Source organism: Sulfurospirillum halorespirans DSM 13726, assembly GCF_001723605.1.
GTDB classification, from domain to species: domain Bacteria; phylum Campylobacterota; class Campylobacteria; order Campylobacterales; family Sulfurospirillaceae; genus Sulfurospirillum; species Sulfurospirillum halorespirans.
In genome coordinates this window covers 2,245,809-2,261,127 of the sequence record NZ_CP017111.1, presented here as the reverse complement: position 1 = coordinate 2,261,127, position 15,319 = coordinate 2,245,809, and the positions used below count along the sequence as shown (strand labels likewise).

Here is a 15,319-nt window from a genome sequence, read left to right as displayed (position 1 = left end):
AGTACTGCATGAAAAGAAACGGCACAACACAGCCTCATATTTTAGTTATCGGCGATATGATGTTAGATCATTACCTTTGGGGTAAATGCGAACGCATCTCTCCTGAAGCACCGGTTCAAGTGGTGGATATACAGCGTGAAAGTACCGTCCTTGGTGGGGCTGGCAATGTGGTCAACAATCTGGTGAGTTTAGGTGCGCATGTCAGTGTTGCAAGTGTGATTGGGGATGATTTAAATGGGAAAGAATTGCTTGAAACGCTTTTACTTCAAGGTCTTGACACAGCTGGAATGGTTGTGCAAGAGGGTCGCAAAACCAGTAAGAAGAGCCGTGTCATTGCCTCTCATCAACAAGTAGTGCGTTATGATAGCGAATCCAAAGATGACATCACTGAAACTTCAGCAGAAGCACTTTTAGCGCAATGCGTTGCGTATATACCCAAAGTAGATGTCATTTTACTCTCCGATTATGGCAAAGGTGTTTTGACACCAAACTTTACATGTAAAGTGATTGAGCTTGCCAAAAAATATCAAAAGCCTATTTTTGTCGATCCCAAAGGGGATGATTACCACAAATACAGTGGAGCGACGCTGATTACGCCCAATAAAAAAGAGGCAAGTCTTGCTACCAAAATTGCTATAAACGATGATGAAAGCTTGCACAAAGCTGGAACTTTACTCAAAGAGAGTTTGGATCTTGAGTACGCCATTATAACGCTCTCGGAAGATGGAATGGCAATCTTTGGTGAGCAGTTTCTTAAAATGCCAACCGTTGCACGTGAAGTGTACGATGTTACGGGTGCTGGCGATACCGTACTGGCAGCTTTAGGGTATGCGTATGCTTCTGGGCAAAGTATTCAAGAAGCGGCATCTTTTGCCAATAAAGCGGCCGCAGTAGTTGTGGGAAAACTTGGAAGTGCAACCGTCACACTGGATGAAATTGATGCGTATGAGCATAGCCTTCGAAGTGCAACGGCTGAGAGTAAACTTAAAAGCATCGAAGAGATCACACGCCTTCTTCAAACCAAAAAACATCAAAAAATTGTCTTTACCAATGGTTGTTTTGACATTTTACATGTAGGGCATGTGAAGTACCTTGAAGTAGCGAAAAGCTTTGGCGACATACTGATTATTGGGCTTAATTCGGATGATTCGATCAAGCGACTAAAAGGTGAGCATCGACCTATAAACACTTTAGAAGACCGAGCGTACATCTTAGCTAGTTTAGAATCGGTCAGCTACGTTGTTCCTTTTGAAGAAGATACCCCACTTGAGCTTATTTCTGTCCTTAAACCCGATATTTTGGTTAAAGGGGCTGATTACGAAGGCAAGGACGTTGTGGGAAGCAATATTGCCAAAGAGGTACGATTGGTTCAGTTTATTGAGGGTAAAAGTACGACTAGAATCATTGAAAGGATTCACCAAAAATGATGGAGATGATTTACAACGAAATTCAGGCGCATAAAGAGGTCGTTGAAAAAACACTTTCGAATTTACAAAGCCATATTTATACGGCTTCTATCATTGCGATTGAAGCACTGAAAAATGGCAATAAAATCTTACTGTGTGGTAACGGTGGAAGTGCTGCGGATGCGCAACATATTGCAGCAGAGCTCAGTGGACGCTATAAAATTGAGCGGCGAGGACTTGCGGGAATTGCTCTGACAACGGATACCTCTGTCTTAACGGCTGTTGGAAATGACTATGGATTTGATCGTATATATGATCGTCAAGTCGAAGCCTTAGCAAGGGAAGGAGATGTTCTTATTGGCATCTCAACGAGTGGTCACAGTAAAAATGTGGTACGAGCGCTTAGCCTAGCCAAACATATGGGATGTCGTACCATCGGTTTAAGCGGACGAGACGGTGGCGTGATGAGTGAATTTTGCGACATAAACATCATTGTCCCAAGTGAGGATACACCGCGTATTCAAGAGATGCACATTATGATCGGGCATATTATTTGCCAAGCGATCGATACTCACTTTAAAACGAATGGGTAGGGCAAGCATTGCAGACCTATATTCGCGTTAAGATAACAGAGCGAGGAAGTCGTAGCAATCAAGAGAGCACCTTTAAAAAACAGACATCTCATAGTCAGGGCATTTGGGGAAAGTGCCAATTTACGTTTGATCCACTCGATCAAAATTACGATTGGCTCGTTGTCCTTGATGATATTGCCAGCATTGTCCCTCATAAGATAGAGCCACTGCAGTGCCCTAGAGAAAATACCATTCTTGTAACGACGGAGCCTAGTTCCATTAGTTACTATGGTAGAGCATTTGCAGGACAGTTTCACTATCTCATCACCAACCATGGTGAGAAAACGTTACCGCACCCCAATGCGATTCGTTCACAAACGGGCAATACATGGTTTTATGGCAAAACGTATGATGAAATCCTTCGCGTAACAAACCCTACTAAAACTAAAAAAATATCAACCGTCTGCTCAAATAAGCAACAAGGGCATACCATGCACAAGTTGCGGTATGAATTTACCCAAAAATTGCAAGAGGCGGTACCTGAACTTGAACGTTTTGGCAAAGGATTTAAGTGGATTGATCTTAAAGCAGATGCTTTGGATCCGTATGAATTTCATGTTGCCGTTGAAAATCATATTGAAAAACACGTTTGGACTGAAAAGCTTGCGGATGCGTTTTTAGGATGGTGTGTTCCCATTTATTGTGGGTGTCCGAATGTGTATGACTATTTTCCCAAAGAGAGCGTGATTCAAATCGATATTCACGATATTGAAGGCTCCATTGCGAAAATTAAGGAAATTATAGAACACGAGGGAGAATATGAAAGGCGTTTTGAGGCGGTGAAAGAGGCACGTAGACGCGTTCTTGAGGAGTATAATTTACTTGCGATGATCGACAAAATCGTGCAAAACTCAGAACCTTCCATCTTGGTGCCCAATCAAAAAATCTATTCAAGAAGAGTGATGAGAGTGCGGCACTTGAGCGACTTGATGCGATTTTTTTGGTTTAGAATAGAAGGTTTTATGAAAACCATTCGTGCATAAAGAAACGATTGCTTACACAAGATACGCCGACAATGTGACTAATGCTTGATCGATACTGATGTGATCAAAATAGTGATCGTGTTCCATCAAACTTTTCATCGGCGGTGTCGCATTCGCATAAAAGTGTGTATCATATACCGCAGTTGACCACGATCCATAAGGAGCTGCTTTGATCCAGTTTGTCGGTCCAAAAAGACCAATGGTCGGTGTTTTTTGAACAGCGGATAGATGCATAGGACCCGAATCGGTGGAAACCGTTAAGAAAGCTTCACTCAGAATTTTTTTGAGATCTTGAAGTGTCGTTTTCCCTGCAACACTCTTTTTTTCTCCGACGATTGATTTGAGTATCTCTTCAACGTATTCCTTCTCAGATGCGTCACCCGTCAAGATAAAGGGGAGGTGAAATCGCTCATAAAGCAAGGCACTGATCTCATGCCATTTATGCGCTGGAAGACGTTTGGAAGCCCACTTGGGACTTGAACCACAATTTAAGACAATGTAAGAACGCTCTTTGGAAACAAAGGTCGTATCTAGTGGGTTAACAAGCGACGTTTTTTGTGCAATTTCATATAAAATCGTATTAATGTTTTGTGTCAGTACAATGGTATCATGGTTCGCAATACGTGAAGCGTTAGAGAGGTAATCAATCAAACGACTTCTATCGTTGTTTTGTAAATCAATCAACCAATCAAACTTCTGTTTTCGAATCTTCCAAATCAGTTTGGCCAGGGTGAGTGCTTTTTTATTGGATAAAATCATAAAATCATCAAATTCATCTTGAAGCAAAGCTTTGCCAAGAGGCGACGTAATAATGGTTGGAGTCTGTTTGAACGCTCTTAAAACAGGTAAACTCTCAGCAATATCGCCAAGAGCACTAAATTTGATAACAGCTAAATTCATCGTTTTAAATACCTTTAGAGTTGGTTAAGATTGTCGAAAATTGTATTAAATCAAACGTTACATGTAACGTTGATAGCATCATTTGGGTTATGAGCCTAATGACTGATCTATCGTGTGAATAAAATGCTCAAAACGTTTTTGCGTCTGTTGATACAGCTCGCTAAAGGCTTGGTAGCCATTGGTTTGATACTGTTGCAATAATGCCGTGTCGTTGATCAGTTTTTTCATCGCCTCTGCTAACGCTTCGGGGGTATTTGGACACATAAGGATTTCATGATCATTAAAAAATTCATACATCGTAGGGGTCGTCATCGTAATCAGTGCCTTTTGACAGGCAAGTGCTTGGTATGCTTTATTGGGAATCACTGAAAAAGCTTTTTGGCTATGTCCAAAGATACCAAGAACGATGTCAGCTTTTCGTATCTCATCGACCAGTGCTTGTTCATTCATAAAAAGACCATTCATTTCGACATTGCAAAGATGAAGTTTTTCATATAACGCTTTCATTGCTGAAAACATTTGCCCTTTGCCAATCACCTGCGCTTGAAAAGCAATCTGCTCTTTTTCAAGCAGTGCGAAAGCTTTTAAGATAACATCAATACCATGTAAAGGGATAAAAGAGCCATAAAATAGAATACGTTTTGGTTCATGTATGATGGGATCTTTTGCAGGATAGTAAAGCGAGGTATCGGCTAAAACCGGTAAGACAAAATGCTCTCCTTTAAAGGTTCCAAAGAGTTTTTGCCAATAGTCAAAATGTGCTTGAGTATCGCAGAGAAGATACTTTGAGAATTTAAAATTAACCCAATCTTGAAGGTATTTCCACCATGCCCTTGGATTGTATGGGCTGATTTTTTCTCTATCATTGACATAGGTGTCATAGTTTGAGATAAAAAAATCATTGACAATGCGGTTACGTTTAAAAAAATGTTTGAAAAACTGGTTCTTGGAAAAAGGCAATAAGATAAAAATATCATTTTTACATGTAAGATCTTTTAAGAGGTGTTTGATAATATTAAAACGTGAATAATCTTTATTGTGTCTAAAAAGATAGTGAAGCATAAAATATCCTCAATAAAACAAGCTTAGAGCTTCAAGTATAACCCATTTTCAATGATAACGACCTAAAATAAGTGTGCAGAATATTTGCAGGAGGTTTTTCAATCTGCTATAATTCCTGCGCACAGTTAACGTGGCATAAAGGATACACATGGCAATAAATCGCGATAAAATTTTAGAATATCTGTTTTACCTACTCTCCCTTAGCTTTTTCATTGGAAAGTCTTATAAGGCTGTGACTGGGGTGATCGTTTTGGTTTTTTTAATTGATGTGATTGTAAAAAGGCGTTGGGATGTTTTTAATGATCCCATTTTTATTGCCTTAGCATGTTGGTGTTCGTACATCTTTAGCAGTGCGTTGTGGGCAGTGAATCCCTACAGTGCCATGAGTAGCGCACTTCAAGTTTTTTTATGGTGTTTGCTTTATGTTGCCATCAAATCAACGTTTATAACCAAAGCCTATATCGATCGTTATATACGCGTTCAAATGATTGTTATTTTGTTTATTGTGGCGAATGCCCTTATTCAATTTATTATTGGTTTTAATCTTTTTGGTACGCCGATCCAAGCCTCACGTGTGACGGATTTGTTTGGTCATAACAGAATTTTTGCATACAGTTTTCCTCTTTGGATTGGTTTTTTTGGTGCTTTATTAGCACTGAAGGGACAGAGAACAAAAGAGTATCTTCTCTATGGTGTGGTACTGATGGGTATGCTTTTAACGATACCTTTATCGGGAGCACGAGGACCATTGCTTTTACTCGCCATCTTTTTACCATTCATTGCCTGGGTCAGCCCGTATCGTAAATGGGCCTTTATGGCATTAGGCAGTTTTTTAGTCATCTCAGCGGTTGTTGTCTCTATGACACCTCAACTGCAAGCACGCATCTTAACATTGGCACATCCCTTTGAAGATCAAAAACATACACGTGTTTCTATTTGGCTAACAGCCTTTGAGGAGTTTAAAGATAACCCAATTTTAGGGGTTGGTTTTAAAAATTTTCGCGATAGGCAGTTTGAATATTACAAAGACTCTTTTGAAAGTCATGAGATCAATCCCAAAACGGGAGAAGGACAATTTCATGCGCATAGTCCATGGATGGATATTCTAGCAGAACAAGGTCTTGTGGGAATTGCATTTGCCCTTTTCTTACTTTTTACAATTGCAAAAATAGTCTACCGCTCAGGTTCTGTTGTTTTAATCGGAAGTATGGGCGTGTGGTACTCTTTCTCGCTACTCAATAGTGGATTTTCGCTCTCAAGTGGAACGTGGTCCTTCTTTATGATTTTATCAATTTCTGTCTTTGCGATGATTTTCAATTATCAAAAGGCATATTTGCAGGAAAAGAGGCCTTATAAATCAGAAGAGAATGTGGTGTAAATCGCCACATTTTTTTCTACCATCTGTTCGAGCGAAAAATGCGTTTTGGCAAACGCTTGAATTTTCTGTTTATTAAAGGGATATTCGAGTGCTTTTTGCATCAGACTTGCTAACGAAGTGTGATTTTTTGGCTCAAAGAAAAATCCTGTTTCGCCCTCTTTAATATAATCTTGTGTCGCACCAATCGGTGTTGCCAAAAGGGGTACGCCCATCGCAAGGCTCTCGACATTAGCGCGTCCAAAGGTTTCGGGTTTGGTGGAAGCGGAGATCGTAAGGTCCGCTAATGCGTAAAGCTCTTTCATTTTGGATTGGCTTCCTAGAAAAACAATATCTTTCGCAAAATCAGAATCGAAAACTAAACGTTGAAGTTCCTCAAAATAGGAGAGACGCTTAGGATCAATGCCGCCCACAAAAAAGAGCTTGATGTCATCTCTCTTCGCACGAAGCTCTAAAAAAGCGCGAATCGTAGTGGCTTGATCTTTCCAGTGTGTAATGCGTGCCACATGCAAAATAACACGCTTATGGGTTAAATGATGCTCGTGTTGAAAGGTCTCCATAAACTTCGTATCTAATTCATGGGTATTGAAATAGTTAAAGTCAATCCCTCTTGGAATCAGGTGAATCTTGGAAGGATCGGCATGAAAATGCTTAATGATATGTGTCTTTAAAAAAGAGCTAGCGCAGATAATCTGATCTGCTTTAACCATAATGGCGCTGTAGCGATTGACCGAGTTAAAGCCATGTACGGTTGAAACGATGGGAAGGTGCAACAGTTTATTGGCAAAAAAGACCATCCACGCAGGCACGCGACTTCTTACATGTAAAAGATCGGGCTTGATATTTTGAAGGGCTTGGTAGAGTTTCCAGATACGCCAAGGTGCAGTGAGAACGTTTTTGGAGCAGACATTGACCTTTACATGTAACGATCCATCACGTTCTAATTGTTCGACCAATTTGCCACCGTTGCTGATCACAACACTCTCAAATCCCAACTTAACGAGTTCGCGTGAGAGCTCAACGACCCCTCTCTCTACGCCACCTTCATTCAGTTCTGGGATGAGTTGAACGATTTTCATGCGTTTACCTTTTGTGCGTAGTGGTTAAAGTCTATTTTTCGACTATTATGAGCGAGAGTGCCATCAAAAAGGTGCAGATATCCCTCTTTTTCAAGGGTTTGGGTCATCGTGAAAAATTTATTGTTTTGCGTTTTTCCCAGTGGCAGTATCTCAACGCATGAGGTGCCATAACTGATCGCTTCGCTGATCATTGATGTGGAGTCAATCGTGATGAAAACGACCTCACAATGCGCTACAAAATCGGCAATGGGATTGATCTTAGTGTTTGAAAAAATCACGCTGTACGCAAAAGGGTAGTTTCCTACCAATTTTTCAATCTCTTTAGGTGTCCTTGGAGACGTGGTCACAGCGATTTCACAGCCTTGAAATTGTTCAAAAATGAAGTCAAGCTGGCTTTTGAGATGGGCTTTATCCATCCTGAAAAGCGCATTATTTCCACCGATAATAATCCCCACCGATTTGCCTTTAGGTGCAAAAAGTCCTTTAGGTTCCACGTAACTAAAATTGGCAGGAAGGGTGATGATGTTAGTTTGTTTTGGCGGATTGTCGTGTGCTTGCGCAAAGATCAGATCAAAATCATAACGGTAACTTTGCGGAAGCATCATCGTGACAGATTTGATGCCAAGCTTTCGAGAAAGCGTTTTGTTCGCATAATACGTGCTTGAACCTGCCGAGACGATACCATCGTAGTTTTGCGTTAGAGGCTGATCCAGTTTAAACAAAGAAGGGGTGTACATTTTAAGACGATCAAGCAGGTAAGAGAGCAGTTTGTACGCTTTACATGTAAAGTGCACAGAGCGTATCTCGTAGTGAGCTCCAAGGTGTTTGGCAAGGGCGATAGACTGGTTGAGGTGCCCCATGCGCCCATCGCTTAAAATAAGCAGGGTCACTTAAAGAGTCTCCATCGATCGTGCATCCAAAACCACTGCTCGGGGTACTCTTTGATAACCGCTTCGATGATGTCGTTGTAGTGTTGGGTGAGACGTTTAATCTTCTCCGTTTCGTTAAGCTCCTCTGGCAACGCAATCTCTTGGGTTGATCCGATGATGAGCTTGTAGCGCCCATTGCTTTGACGCGCCATAAAAAGTGGAACAACGGAAGGATCATAGCGAAGTTTAAGCAGACCGATCGAGTTGATCGTATCGGCAGGGTGACCAAAGAAATTGATTTTAATGCTACTGGAGCCACCTGATTTTTGATCGATCAGCATTCCTGCGATTTTTTTTGGTTTAAGACACGCACAATGGCCGCCATAGCTTTGCTTTTATGGGCAAGCGTGTTGCCATAGCGTGTACGAAAAGGGGTTGTGATGTGCTCTTCAATGAGGTGATTATTGCCTTTACGCCCGATGACGACCATAGGATAGCCATGTTTTGCGAGAAAGTGTGCCAGCAATTCCCAGTTACCAAAATGTGCGGTAAGAAGGAGTTTACCTCTGTTTACATCGTCAAAATAGAGCTTTAACTCATGAAGCGCTTCTTCATAGTTTGAAACCATGGCATCGATGTCGAGTCGTTGGTGCATCATAAGAAGCATTTCTGCAATGCTGATGGCAACACTTTTATAAATATTTTTTGCCAATGTGTAGCGTTCGTCTTCTGTTTTATGGGGGTAGGCAAGGGCTAAGTTTTGGAGGGTAATGGTACGTCTTCGCTTATCGAGCGTAAAAAAAAGTGTTGCTAGAAGCTTACAAAACCCATAAATCAAAGGTATTGGCAACAATTTGGTTAAGAGTAGAACACCTTTGAGGGCGTAGTATTCCAAAAAAATTCTCATCTCATCACTTTCAAAATTGAATTAAGGTAAAATTGTAGCTAAACTGAGCCAAAGAGGTACTTAATGATCTGTGTGTTCGATATTGAAACTATCCCTGATACCAAGCTAATTCGAAGCGTCCTGAGCCTTGAAGGAGACGATCTTGAGGTCTCACTTTTAGCGCAAAAAGAGCAAGAGCAGAAGAGTGGAAGCAGTTTTTTACCGCTGTCGTTTCATAAAATTGTGGCGATTTCGGCGGTTATTGCTGATGATTTTGGCATCTTTCGCAAGGTGAGTAGCATTGAGGGAAACAGCGAACAGGAGATGATCAAAAGCTTTTTAGGCTTCATCAACAAACACAATCCAAAGTTGGTGAGTTTTAATGGGCGTAGTTTTGATATGCCACTTCTTCGCGCGATGCAATACAATCTTACATGTAACGCTTATTTTGAGCAAGATAACAAAGAGCTGAATAAAAACAAATGGGAAAATTACCGTGCGCGCTATTCAGACCGTTTTCATGTGGATTTACTCGATCATCTGTGCGAATTTGGCGCGGTGCGCGGGCTTAAACTCGATCATGTCTGTTCAATGGTGGGACTTCCTGGCAAATACGATGTCCATGGCGATCAAGTGATGGAGCTTTATTATGCGGGTGAAATAGAAAAAATCAAAGAGTATTGCGAAAGCGATGTGCTTAACACGTATTGGCTTTTTTTGAAGTATGAACTACTCAAAGGCAACCTCATTATAGAGGACTATCAGCGTGCATTGGTTACAATGCAGGAAAATTTACGGGTTGAAAAGTCCTATACGGATGTTTTTGGCATCGCAATTGAAGAAGAATTGTACAAGGAGAACCATTGAAAACGATTTTTAGAGAGTATGACATTAGAGGTATTTACGAAAAAGAGTTGAACGAGCAGACAGTCAAATTAATTGGGTATTTTTTAGGAAAACAGATTGTTAAAGTGGGCAAAAATGTTGCGATTGGCTATGACGCGCGTTCGCATTCACCGATTTTGTGTGAGTATCTCACCAGCGGACTCAACAAAGCTGGCTGTAACGTGCTTACGATGGGACTCGTTGCAACGCCTGTCAATTACTTCAGCAACTTTCAAGATTTTGATGGTGTAACGCCGAATGCTTCGATTATGATCACAGGTTCTCACAACCCAAGTGAATACAATGGTTTTAAAATTACGATTGATAAAAAGCCCTTTTTTGGTGAAGATATTTATGCCCTTGGTCGTGAGATTATCCAGAATTATGCGATGGAAATCGAAGATGATTTGAGTTCTGCCTTTATTAATGCCAAAGAGCGTTATATCGCCTATTTGATTAAAGAGTTTGACCACCTTAAAGGGTTTAAACAGCCGTTTGTCTATGACTGTGGCAATGGCGTGGCAGGTGTTGTCGTCCAAGATGTTTTCAAAGCGTTGGACTTTACATGTAAAGGGTTATTTACAGACCCCGATGGCACGTTTCCAAATCATCATCCCGATCCAACCGTAGAGAAAAACCTCAAAGACATCAAAAAAGAGCTTGAAGGCGAGTATGCGCTTGGCTTTGCGTATGATGGCGATGCCGATAGATTGGCATTTTTAACGAAGCACAACAATGTCAAAGGTGACATCATGGCGATTCTTTTCTCCAGCGCTATGAAAAACCCAACCGTCATTGGCGAAGTGAAATGTTCTCAAGTCATGTACGATGAGATTAACAAACGTGGCAAGGCGATTATGTACAAAACAGGTCACAGTAATCTCAAAGTGATGATCGCTAAAACTAATGCTGATTTTGCAGCTGAAGTGAGCGGACACCTCTTTTTTAATGACCGTTATTTTGGTTATGATGACGCTATTTATGCCACACTTCGTATGATAGAAATGGTTAAAAATGGGTTAGATGTCGATGCAGAGATCGCAAAACTTCCTGTCGTTTACTCCACCGAAGAGCTCAAAGTTGAAACGAATGAGAGTGAAAAATTCCCCTTAGTTGACAAAGTCAAAGAGCTTTTGAAAAACCCTCCAAAAGATTTTCCTGCCATTAAAGAAATCGTCGATGTCGATGGTGTCAGAGTTATCTTTAACGATGGTTGGGGCTTGGTTAGGGCTAGTAATACAACGCCAGTCCTTGTCACGCGTTTTGAATCAACGAATGCGGATAATGCAAAATTGTATGAGAAAAAACTGAACGAGCTTATCGCAACCGCTAAAGCAGAGTTACACTAATATGAAAGGCATCATCTTAGCAGGTGGAAGTGGCACAAGGCTTTATCCTGTCACCCAATCGATCAGCAAACAGTTGTTGCCCATTTACGATAAGCCGATGATCTATTATCCGCTCTCTGTGTTGATGCTAGCGGGAATTCGCGAAATTTTGATTATTTCAACGTCTCAGGATATTGGCAAGTTTGAAGATCTGTTTGGCGATGGTTCACGTTGGGGCATTTCGCTTTCGTATAAAATTCAACCCAGCCCCGATGGATTGGCGCAAGCGTTTCTTTTAGGCGAGGAATTTATTGGTAATGATAGCGTCTGTCTTATTTTGGGGGACAATATCTTTTATGGTCAGGGGTTTACACCCTTGTTGCAAAATGCCGCCAAGTTAGGCAAAGGCGCGATTGTTTTTGGATATAAGGTCAAAGATCCACAACGTTTTGGTGTGGTGGAGTTTGATGAAAATCAAAAAGCGATTAGCATTGAGGAAAAACCTCTCAACCCCAAATCACCTTTTGCCGTGACGGGACTTTATTTTTACGATAACGATGTGATTAAGATCGCTAAAGCGGTTAAACCTTCTCATCGAGGCGAACTTGAAATTACCGATGTTAATGAAGCTTATCTTAAACGAGGCGATTTACATGTAGAAGTGTTAGGTCGTGGTTTTGCCTGGCTTGATACAGGAACGCATGAGAGTCTGTTGGAAGCTGGATTGTTTGTGCAAACGATTGAAAAACGTCAAGGTTTTAAAATTGCTTGTTTGGAAGAGATCGCGTATCATTATGGATGGATCACAAAAGAACAAGTCTTAGAGATTGCAAAACCTCTGAGTAAAAATGGATACGGTGAATACCTTAAGGAGTTGATTAAATGAGTCAAAAGTACATCTTAGTTACTGGCTGTGCAGGGTTTATCGGCTCAAACTTTGTCCCTTATTTTTTAGATCAATACCAAGAGTATCACCTCATTAACCTAGACCTTCTCACCTATGCGGGCAACGTAGAAAACCTCAGTGAAGTTGCAGATGAACCTCGTTACACCTTTGTAGAGGGTGATATTTGTGATCGTACTTTAGTCGAATCCTTGTTTGAAAAATATTCTATCCAAGGCGTGATTCACTTCGCCGCAGAATCGCATGTGGATAACTCCATTAAAAATCCAGGCGTTTTTATAGAGACCAATGTCAATGGAACGTTTACGCTCCTTGACGTGGCGTATAAAACCTGGATGGAAAAACCCTTTGTGTTGAAAGAGGGTTACGAAGAGTGTCGTTTTCATCATATCTCTACCGATGAAGTGTATGGAACCCTTGGTGCTACGGGGCTTTTTACAGAATCTACCTCTTACGCACCTAATTCGCCTTACTCCGCATCTAAAGCAGGAAGCGATATGATCGTACGAGCCTACCATCACACCTATGGAATGAATACGGTCATCACCAATTGTTCCAATAACTACGGCCCTAAACAACACGATGAAAAACTCATTCCTACCATCATACGAAAAGCGCTAAGCAATCAACCCATTCCGATTTACGGCGATGGTCAAAATATCCGCGATTGGCTGTATGTCTTAGATCATTGCAAAGGAATCGACCTTGTCTTTCATGAAGGAAACAGAGGTGAAACGTATAATATCGGTGGACGCAATGAGCGAGATAATCTCTATATCGCGCATAAAATCTGTGAAATCCTAGATACCTTAAAACCCAAAGCGACCTCGTACAAAGAGCAAATCGCTTTTGTCGAAGATAGAGCAGGGCACGATAGACGTTATGCGATTGATGCGACGAAAATTGAGACCAAACTGGGCTGGGAAGCGGAAGAAAACTTTGAATCGGGCATTCTTAAAACGATTCAATGGTATTTGAAAAAATATACGGTTGAGGTCTAAATGAAGCGATTGATTCTCTCGTGGCTCGTTTTGATAAGTGCGCTGTTTGGCGCGAATCCTGAACTGCTGCTGTTGCAAGAGTGGAATGGGCAAGATGTCTCAGGGTGGCTTATGAGTGAGAAAATGGATGGCGTGAGAGCCTACTGGGATGGGCAAAAACTGATCTCCCGTGGCGGTATTGAACTTGCCGCTCCTGCTTGGTTTACCGAAGGATTTCCTCCTTTTGCTGTGGATGGTGAGCTTTGGAGTAAACGAGGCGATTTTGAAAATATCATCTCCATCGTCAAGAAAAAAGAGCCGCACGATGGATGGAAAAATATTGCTTTTTACGCCTTTGATGTGCCTACTGAAAATGGCGGTTTGATCCAGCGTTTAGTGAAGTTGGAGTATTATCTCAAACTCAATCAAGCGGATTATCTTAGAATTGCAAAACAGTTTACATGTAAAGATAATGAAGCACTTAAAAGCTTCCTTGCCGAGGTTGAAAAAGGTGGAGGTGAGGGCGTTGTGGTTCGCCATCCTGATAGCAAGTACGTTTCTAAGCGCGACCCAAACAGCCTGAAAGTAAAAAGTTTCCAAGATGCCGAATGCGAAGTGGTGGAGCATCATAAGGGTGAGGGAAAGTATAAAAACAGTTTTGGTTCGCTTACATGTAAAAACGATGAAGGTGTGATGTTTGATATCGGCTCAGGTTTCAGTGACACGGAGCGCAAAAATCCTCCCTCCATTGGCTCGAAGATCACCTATAAATTTCAAGAGATTACCAAAGGTGGAAAGCCACGTTTTCCTGTGTATGTGAGAATTAAAGAAGAGATATAAGGATGATAATTTAATGAAAATAGCCATTGTAGGAACAGGGTATGTCGGGCTTTCAAACGGTATTTTATTGGCACAACATCATGAAGTGGTCGCTCTTGATATCGTTCCTGAAAAAATAGATATGATCAATGCCAAAATCTCTCCGATTGAAGATAAAGAGATTGAAGAATACTTAAGAGAAAAACCACTTCATTTTAAAGCGACGCTGGATAAACAAGAGGCGTATGAAAATGCGGAGTTTATTATCATCGCAACACCAACAGACTATGACCCTGAGACGAATTATTTTAATACAAAGTCGATTGAGAGTGTCATTAAGGATATTTTGACCTATAATCCGAGCGCAACGATGGTGATCAAATCAACCATTCCTGTGGGGTATACCAAAAGTGTACGTGAGCGTTTCAATACTCAAAATATTATTTTTGCCCCTGAATTTTTACGTGAAGGCAAAGCCTTGTATGACAATCTTTACCCTTCACGTATTGTGGTGGGAGAGAAGAGCGAACGAGCACAAAAATTCGCAGCCTTACTCGTAGAGGGCGCTTTAAAAAAAGATATTGCGATTGAGTTTACAGAATCAACCGAAGCCGAAGCCATCAAACTCTTCGCCAACACCTACCTCGCCATGCGCGTTGCCTTTTTTAATGAGCTTGACTCCTACGCGCAAATTCATGGATTGAACACCAAAGAGATCATCGAAGGTGTTTGTTTAGACCCTCGCATTGGGAATTTTTACAACAATCCTTCCTTTGGCTATGGTGGATACTGCTTGCCCAAAGACACCAAGCAACTCTTAGCCAACTACAATGAAGTGCCCAATAATCTCATTCGCGCTATTGTGGATTCCAATAGTACGCGTAAAGATTTTATTGCAGATTCTATCATCAAAAAAAACCCAAAAATTGTAGGGATTTATCGCCTCATTATGAAAGCGGGAAGTGATAACTTTCGAACCTCTTCGATTCAAGGCGTGATGAAACGTATTAAAGCTAAGGGAATTGAAGTCGTGGTGTATGAGCCTGTTCTTGAAGAGGAGAGCTTTTTTCATTCACGCGTGGTTAAAAACTTAGACGAATTTAAAAAGCTATGCGATGTCATTGTGGCGAATCGTTTAATGCCTGAACTTGAAGATGTTAAAGAAAAAGTGTATACGAGGGATCTCTTTGGTAAAGATTAAAAAGGAAAAA

At 41.1% G+C, this 15,319-nt stretch carries 14 protein-coding genes and 1 pseudogene; 10 read left to right on the top strand and 5 right to left on the bottom strand.

The genetic code is table 11. From position 1 onward, the window contains the following. Nucleotides 1–8: 8 nt before the first annotated feature. Genes rfaE1 through SHALO_RS11260 form a run of 3 tightly spaced genes read left to right on the top strand, consistent with a single transcriptional unit; the run spans nt 9 to nt 3,021 of the window. Entirely contained in the window at nt 9–1,427 is a 1,419-nt protein-coding gene (rfaE1, locus tag SHALO_RS11270; RefSeq protein ID WP_069478618.1) for a D-glycero-beta-D-manno-heptose-7-phosphate kinase, read from the top strand. Further along, the gene (gene gmhA / locus SHALO_RS11265) at nt 1,424–1,999 is read left to right on the top strand and encodes a D-sedoheptulose 7-phosphate isomerase (protein WP_069478617.1); all 576 of its coding nucleotides are present in this window, start codon (nt 1,424–1,426) and stop codon (nt 1,997–1,999) included. Before rfaE1 ends, gmhA begins: the two co-directional genes overlap by 4 nt. A gap of 8 nt (nt 2,000–2,007) precedes the next feature. Then, nucleotides 2,008–3,021, top strand: a complete 1,014-nt coding sequence (locus SHALO_RS11260; RefSeq protein ID WP_069478616.1) for a glycosyltransferase family 10 domain-containing protein — start codon at nt 2,008–2,010, stop codon at nt 3,019–3,021. Nucleotides 3,022–3,033: 12 nt separating this feature from the next. Here SHALO_RS11260 and SHALO_RS11255 read toward each other — a convergent pair whose 3' ends face one another. Beyond that, nucleotides 3,034–3,921 carry a glycosyltransferase family 9 protein gene (locus tag SHALO_RS11255; protein WP_069478615.1) on the bottom strand — a complete coding sequence of 296 codons (888 nt, stop codon included), beginning with the start codon at nt 3,919–3,921 and terminating at the stop codon, nt 3,034–3,036. 87 nt (nt 3,922–4,008) lie between these two features. Beyond that, nucleotides 4,009–4,983, bottom strand: coding sequence for a glycosyltransferase family 4 protein (locus SHALO_RS11250; protein ID WP_069478614.1), 975 nt, complete (start codon nt 4,981–4,983; stop codon nt 4,009–4,011). 148 nt (nt 4,984–5,131) lie between these two features. Between SHALO_RS11250 and SHALO_RS11245 the strand changes: the two genes are divergently transcribed. After that, complete coding sequence (locus SHALO_RS11245) at nt 5,132–6,361, top strand: O-antigen ligase family protein (RefSeq protein ID WP_069478613.1); 1,230 nt, start codon at nt 5,132–5,134, stop codon at nt 6,359–6,361. On the opposite strand, the gene SHALO_RS11240 is transcribed toward SHALO_RS11245, so the two are convergent. The 3 genes and pseudogenes from SHALO_RS11240 to SHALO_RS15550 form a co-directional block, all read right to left on the bottom strand. Beyond that, the gene (locus SHALO_RS11240) at nt 6,334–7,437 is read right to left on the bottom strand and encodes a glycosyltransferase family 4 protein (protein ID WP_069478612.1); all 1,104 of its coding nucleotides are present in this window, start codon (nt 7,435–7,437) and stop codon (nt 6,334–6,336) included. The genes SHALO_RS11245 and SHALO_RS11240 overlap by 28 nt on opposite strands. After that, on the bottom strand, nt 7,434–8,327 hold the full coding sequence (locus SHALO_RS11235) for an ELM1/GtrOC1 family putative glycosyltransferase (protein WP_069478611.1): 894 nt from the start codon (nt 8,325–8,327) through the stop codon (nt 7,434–7,436). Before SHALO_RS11235 ends, SHALO_RS11240 begins: the two co-directional genes overlap by 4 nt. Further along, nucleotides 8,324–9,213, bottom strand: a pseudogene (locus SHALO_RS15550) (lysophospholipid acyltransferase family protein). Before SHALO_RS15550 ends, SHALO_RS11235 begins: the two are co-directional and overlap by 4 nt. Nucleotides 9,214–9,276: 63 nt before the next feature. Here SHALO_RS15550 and SHALO_RS11220 point away from each other — a divergent pair. From SHALO_RS11220 to SHALO_RS11195, 6 genes are read left to right on the top strand one after another with little or no spacing between them, the layout of a single operon-like run. Continuing rightward, nucleotides 9,277–10,059: a 3'-5' exonuclease gene (locus SHALO_RS11220; RefSeq protein WP_069478608.1), complete on the top strand. Its 783-nt coding sequence runs from the start codon at nt 9,277–9,279 to the stop codon at nt 10,057–10,059. Beyond that, complete coding sequence (locus SHALO_RS11215) at nt 10,056–11,426, top strand: phosphomannomutase/phosphoglucomutase (protein ID WP_069478607.1); 1,371 nt, start codon at nt 10,056–10,058, stop codon at nt 11,424–11,426. The genes SHALO_RS11220 and SHALO_RS11215 overlap by 4 nt, the downstream gene beginning before the upstream one ends. Nucleotide 11,427: 1 nt before the next feature. Further along, nucleotides 11,428–12,291, top strand: a complete 864-nt coding sequence (gene rfbA / locus SHALO_RS11210) for a glucose-1-phosphate thymidylyltransferase RfbA (protein ID WP_069478606.1) — start codon at nt 11,428–11,430, stop codon at nt 12,289–12,291. Continuing rightward, nucleotides 12,288–13,310, top strand: a complete 1,023-nt coding sequence (gene rfbB, locus SHALO_RS11205) for a dTDP-glucose 4,6-dehydratase (protein ID WP_069478605.1) — start codon at nt 12,288–12,290, stop codon at nt 13,308–13,310. Before rfbA ends, rfbB begins: the two co-directional genes overlap by 4 nt. Then, the gene (locus tag SHALO_RS11200) at nt 13,311–14,129 is read left to right on the top strand and encodes a DNA ligase (protein WP_069478604.1); all 819 of its coding nucleotides are present in this window, start codon (nt 13,311–13,313) and stop codon (nt 14,127–14,129) included. Between the two features lie 13 nt (nt 14,130–14,142). Beyond that, on the top strand, nt 14,143–15,309 hold the full coding sequence (locus tag SHALO_RS11195; protein ID WP_069478603.1) for a nucleotide sugar dehydrogenase: 1,167 nt from the start codon (nt 14,143–14,145) through the stop codon (nt 15,307–15,309). Nucleotides 15,310–15,319 lie beyond the last annotated feature (10 nt).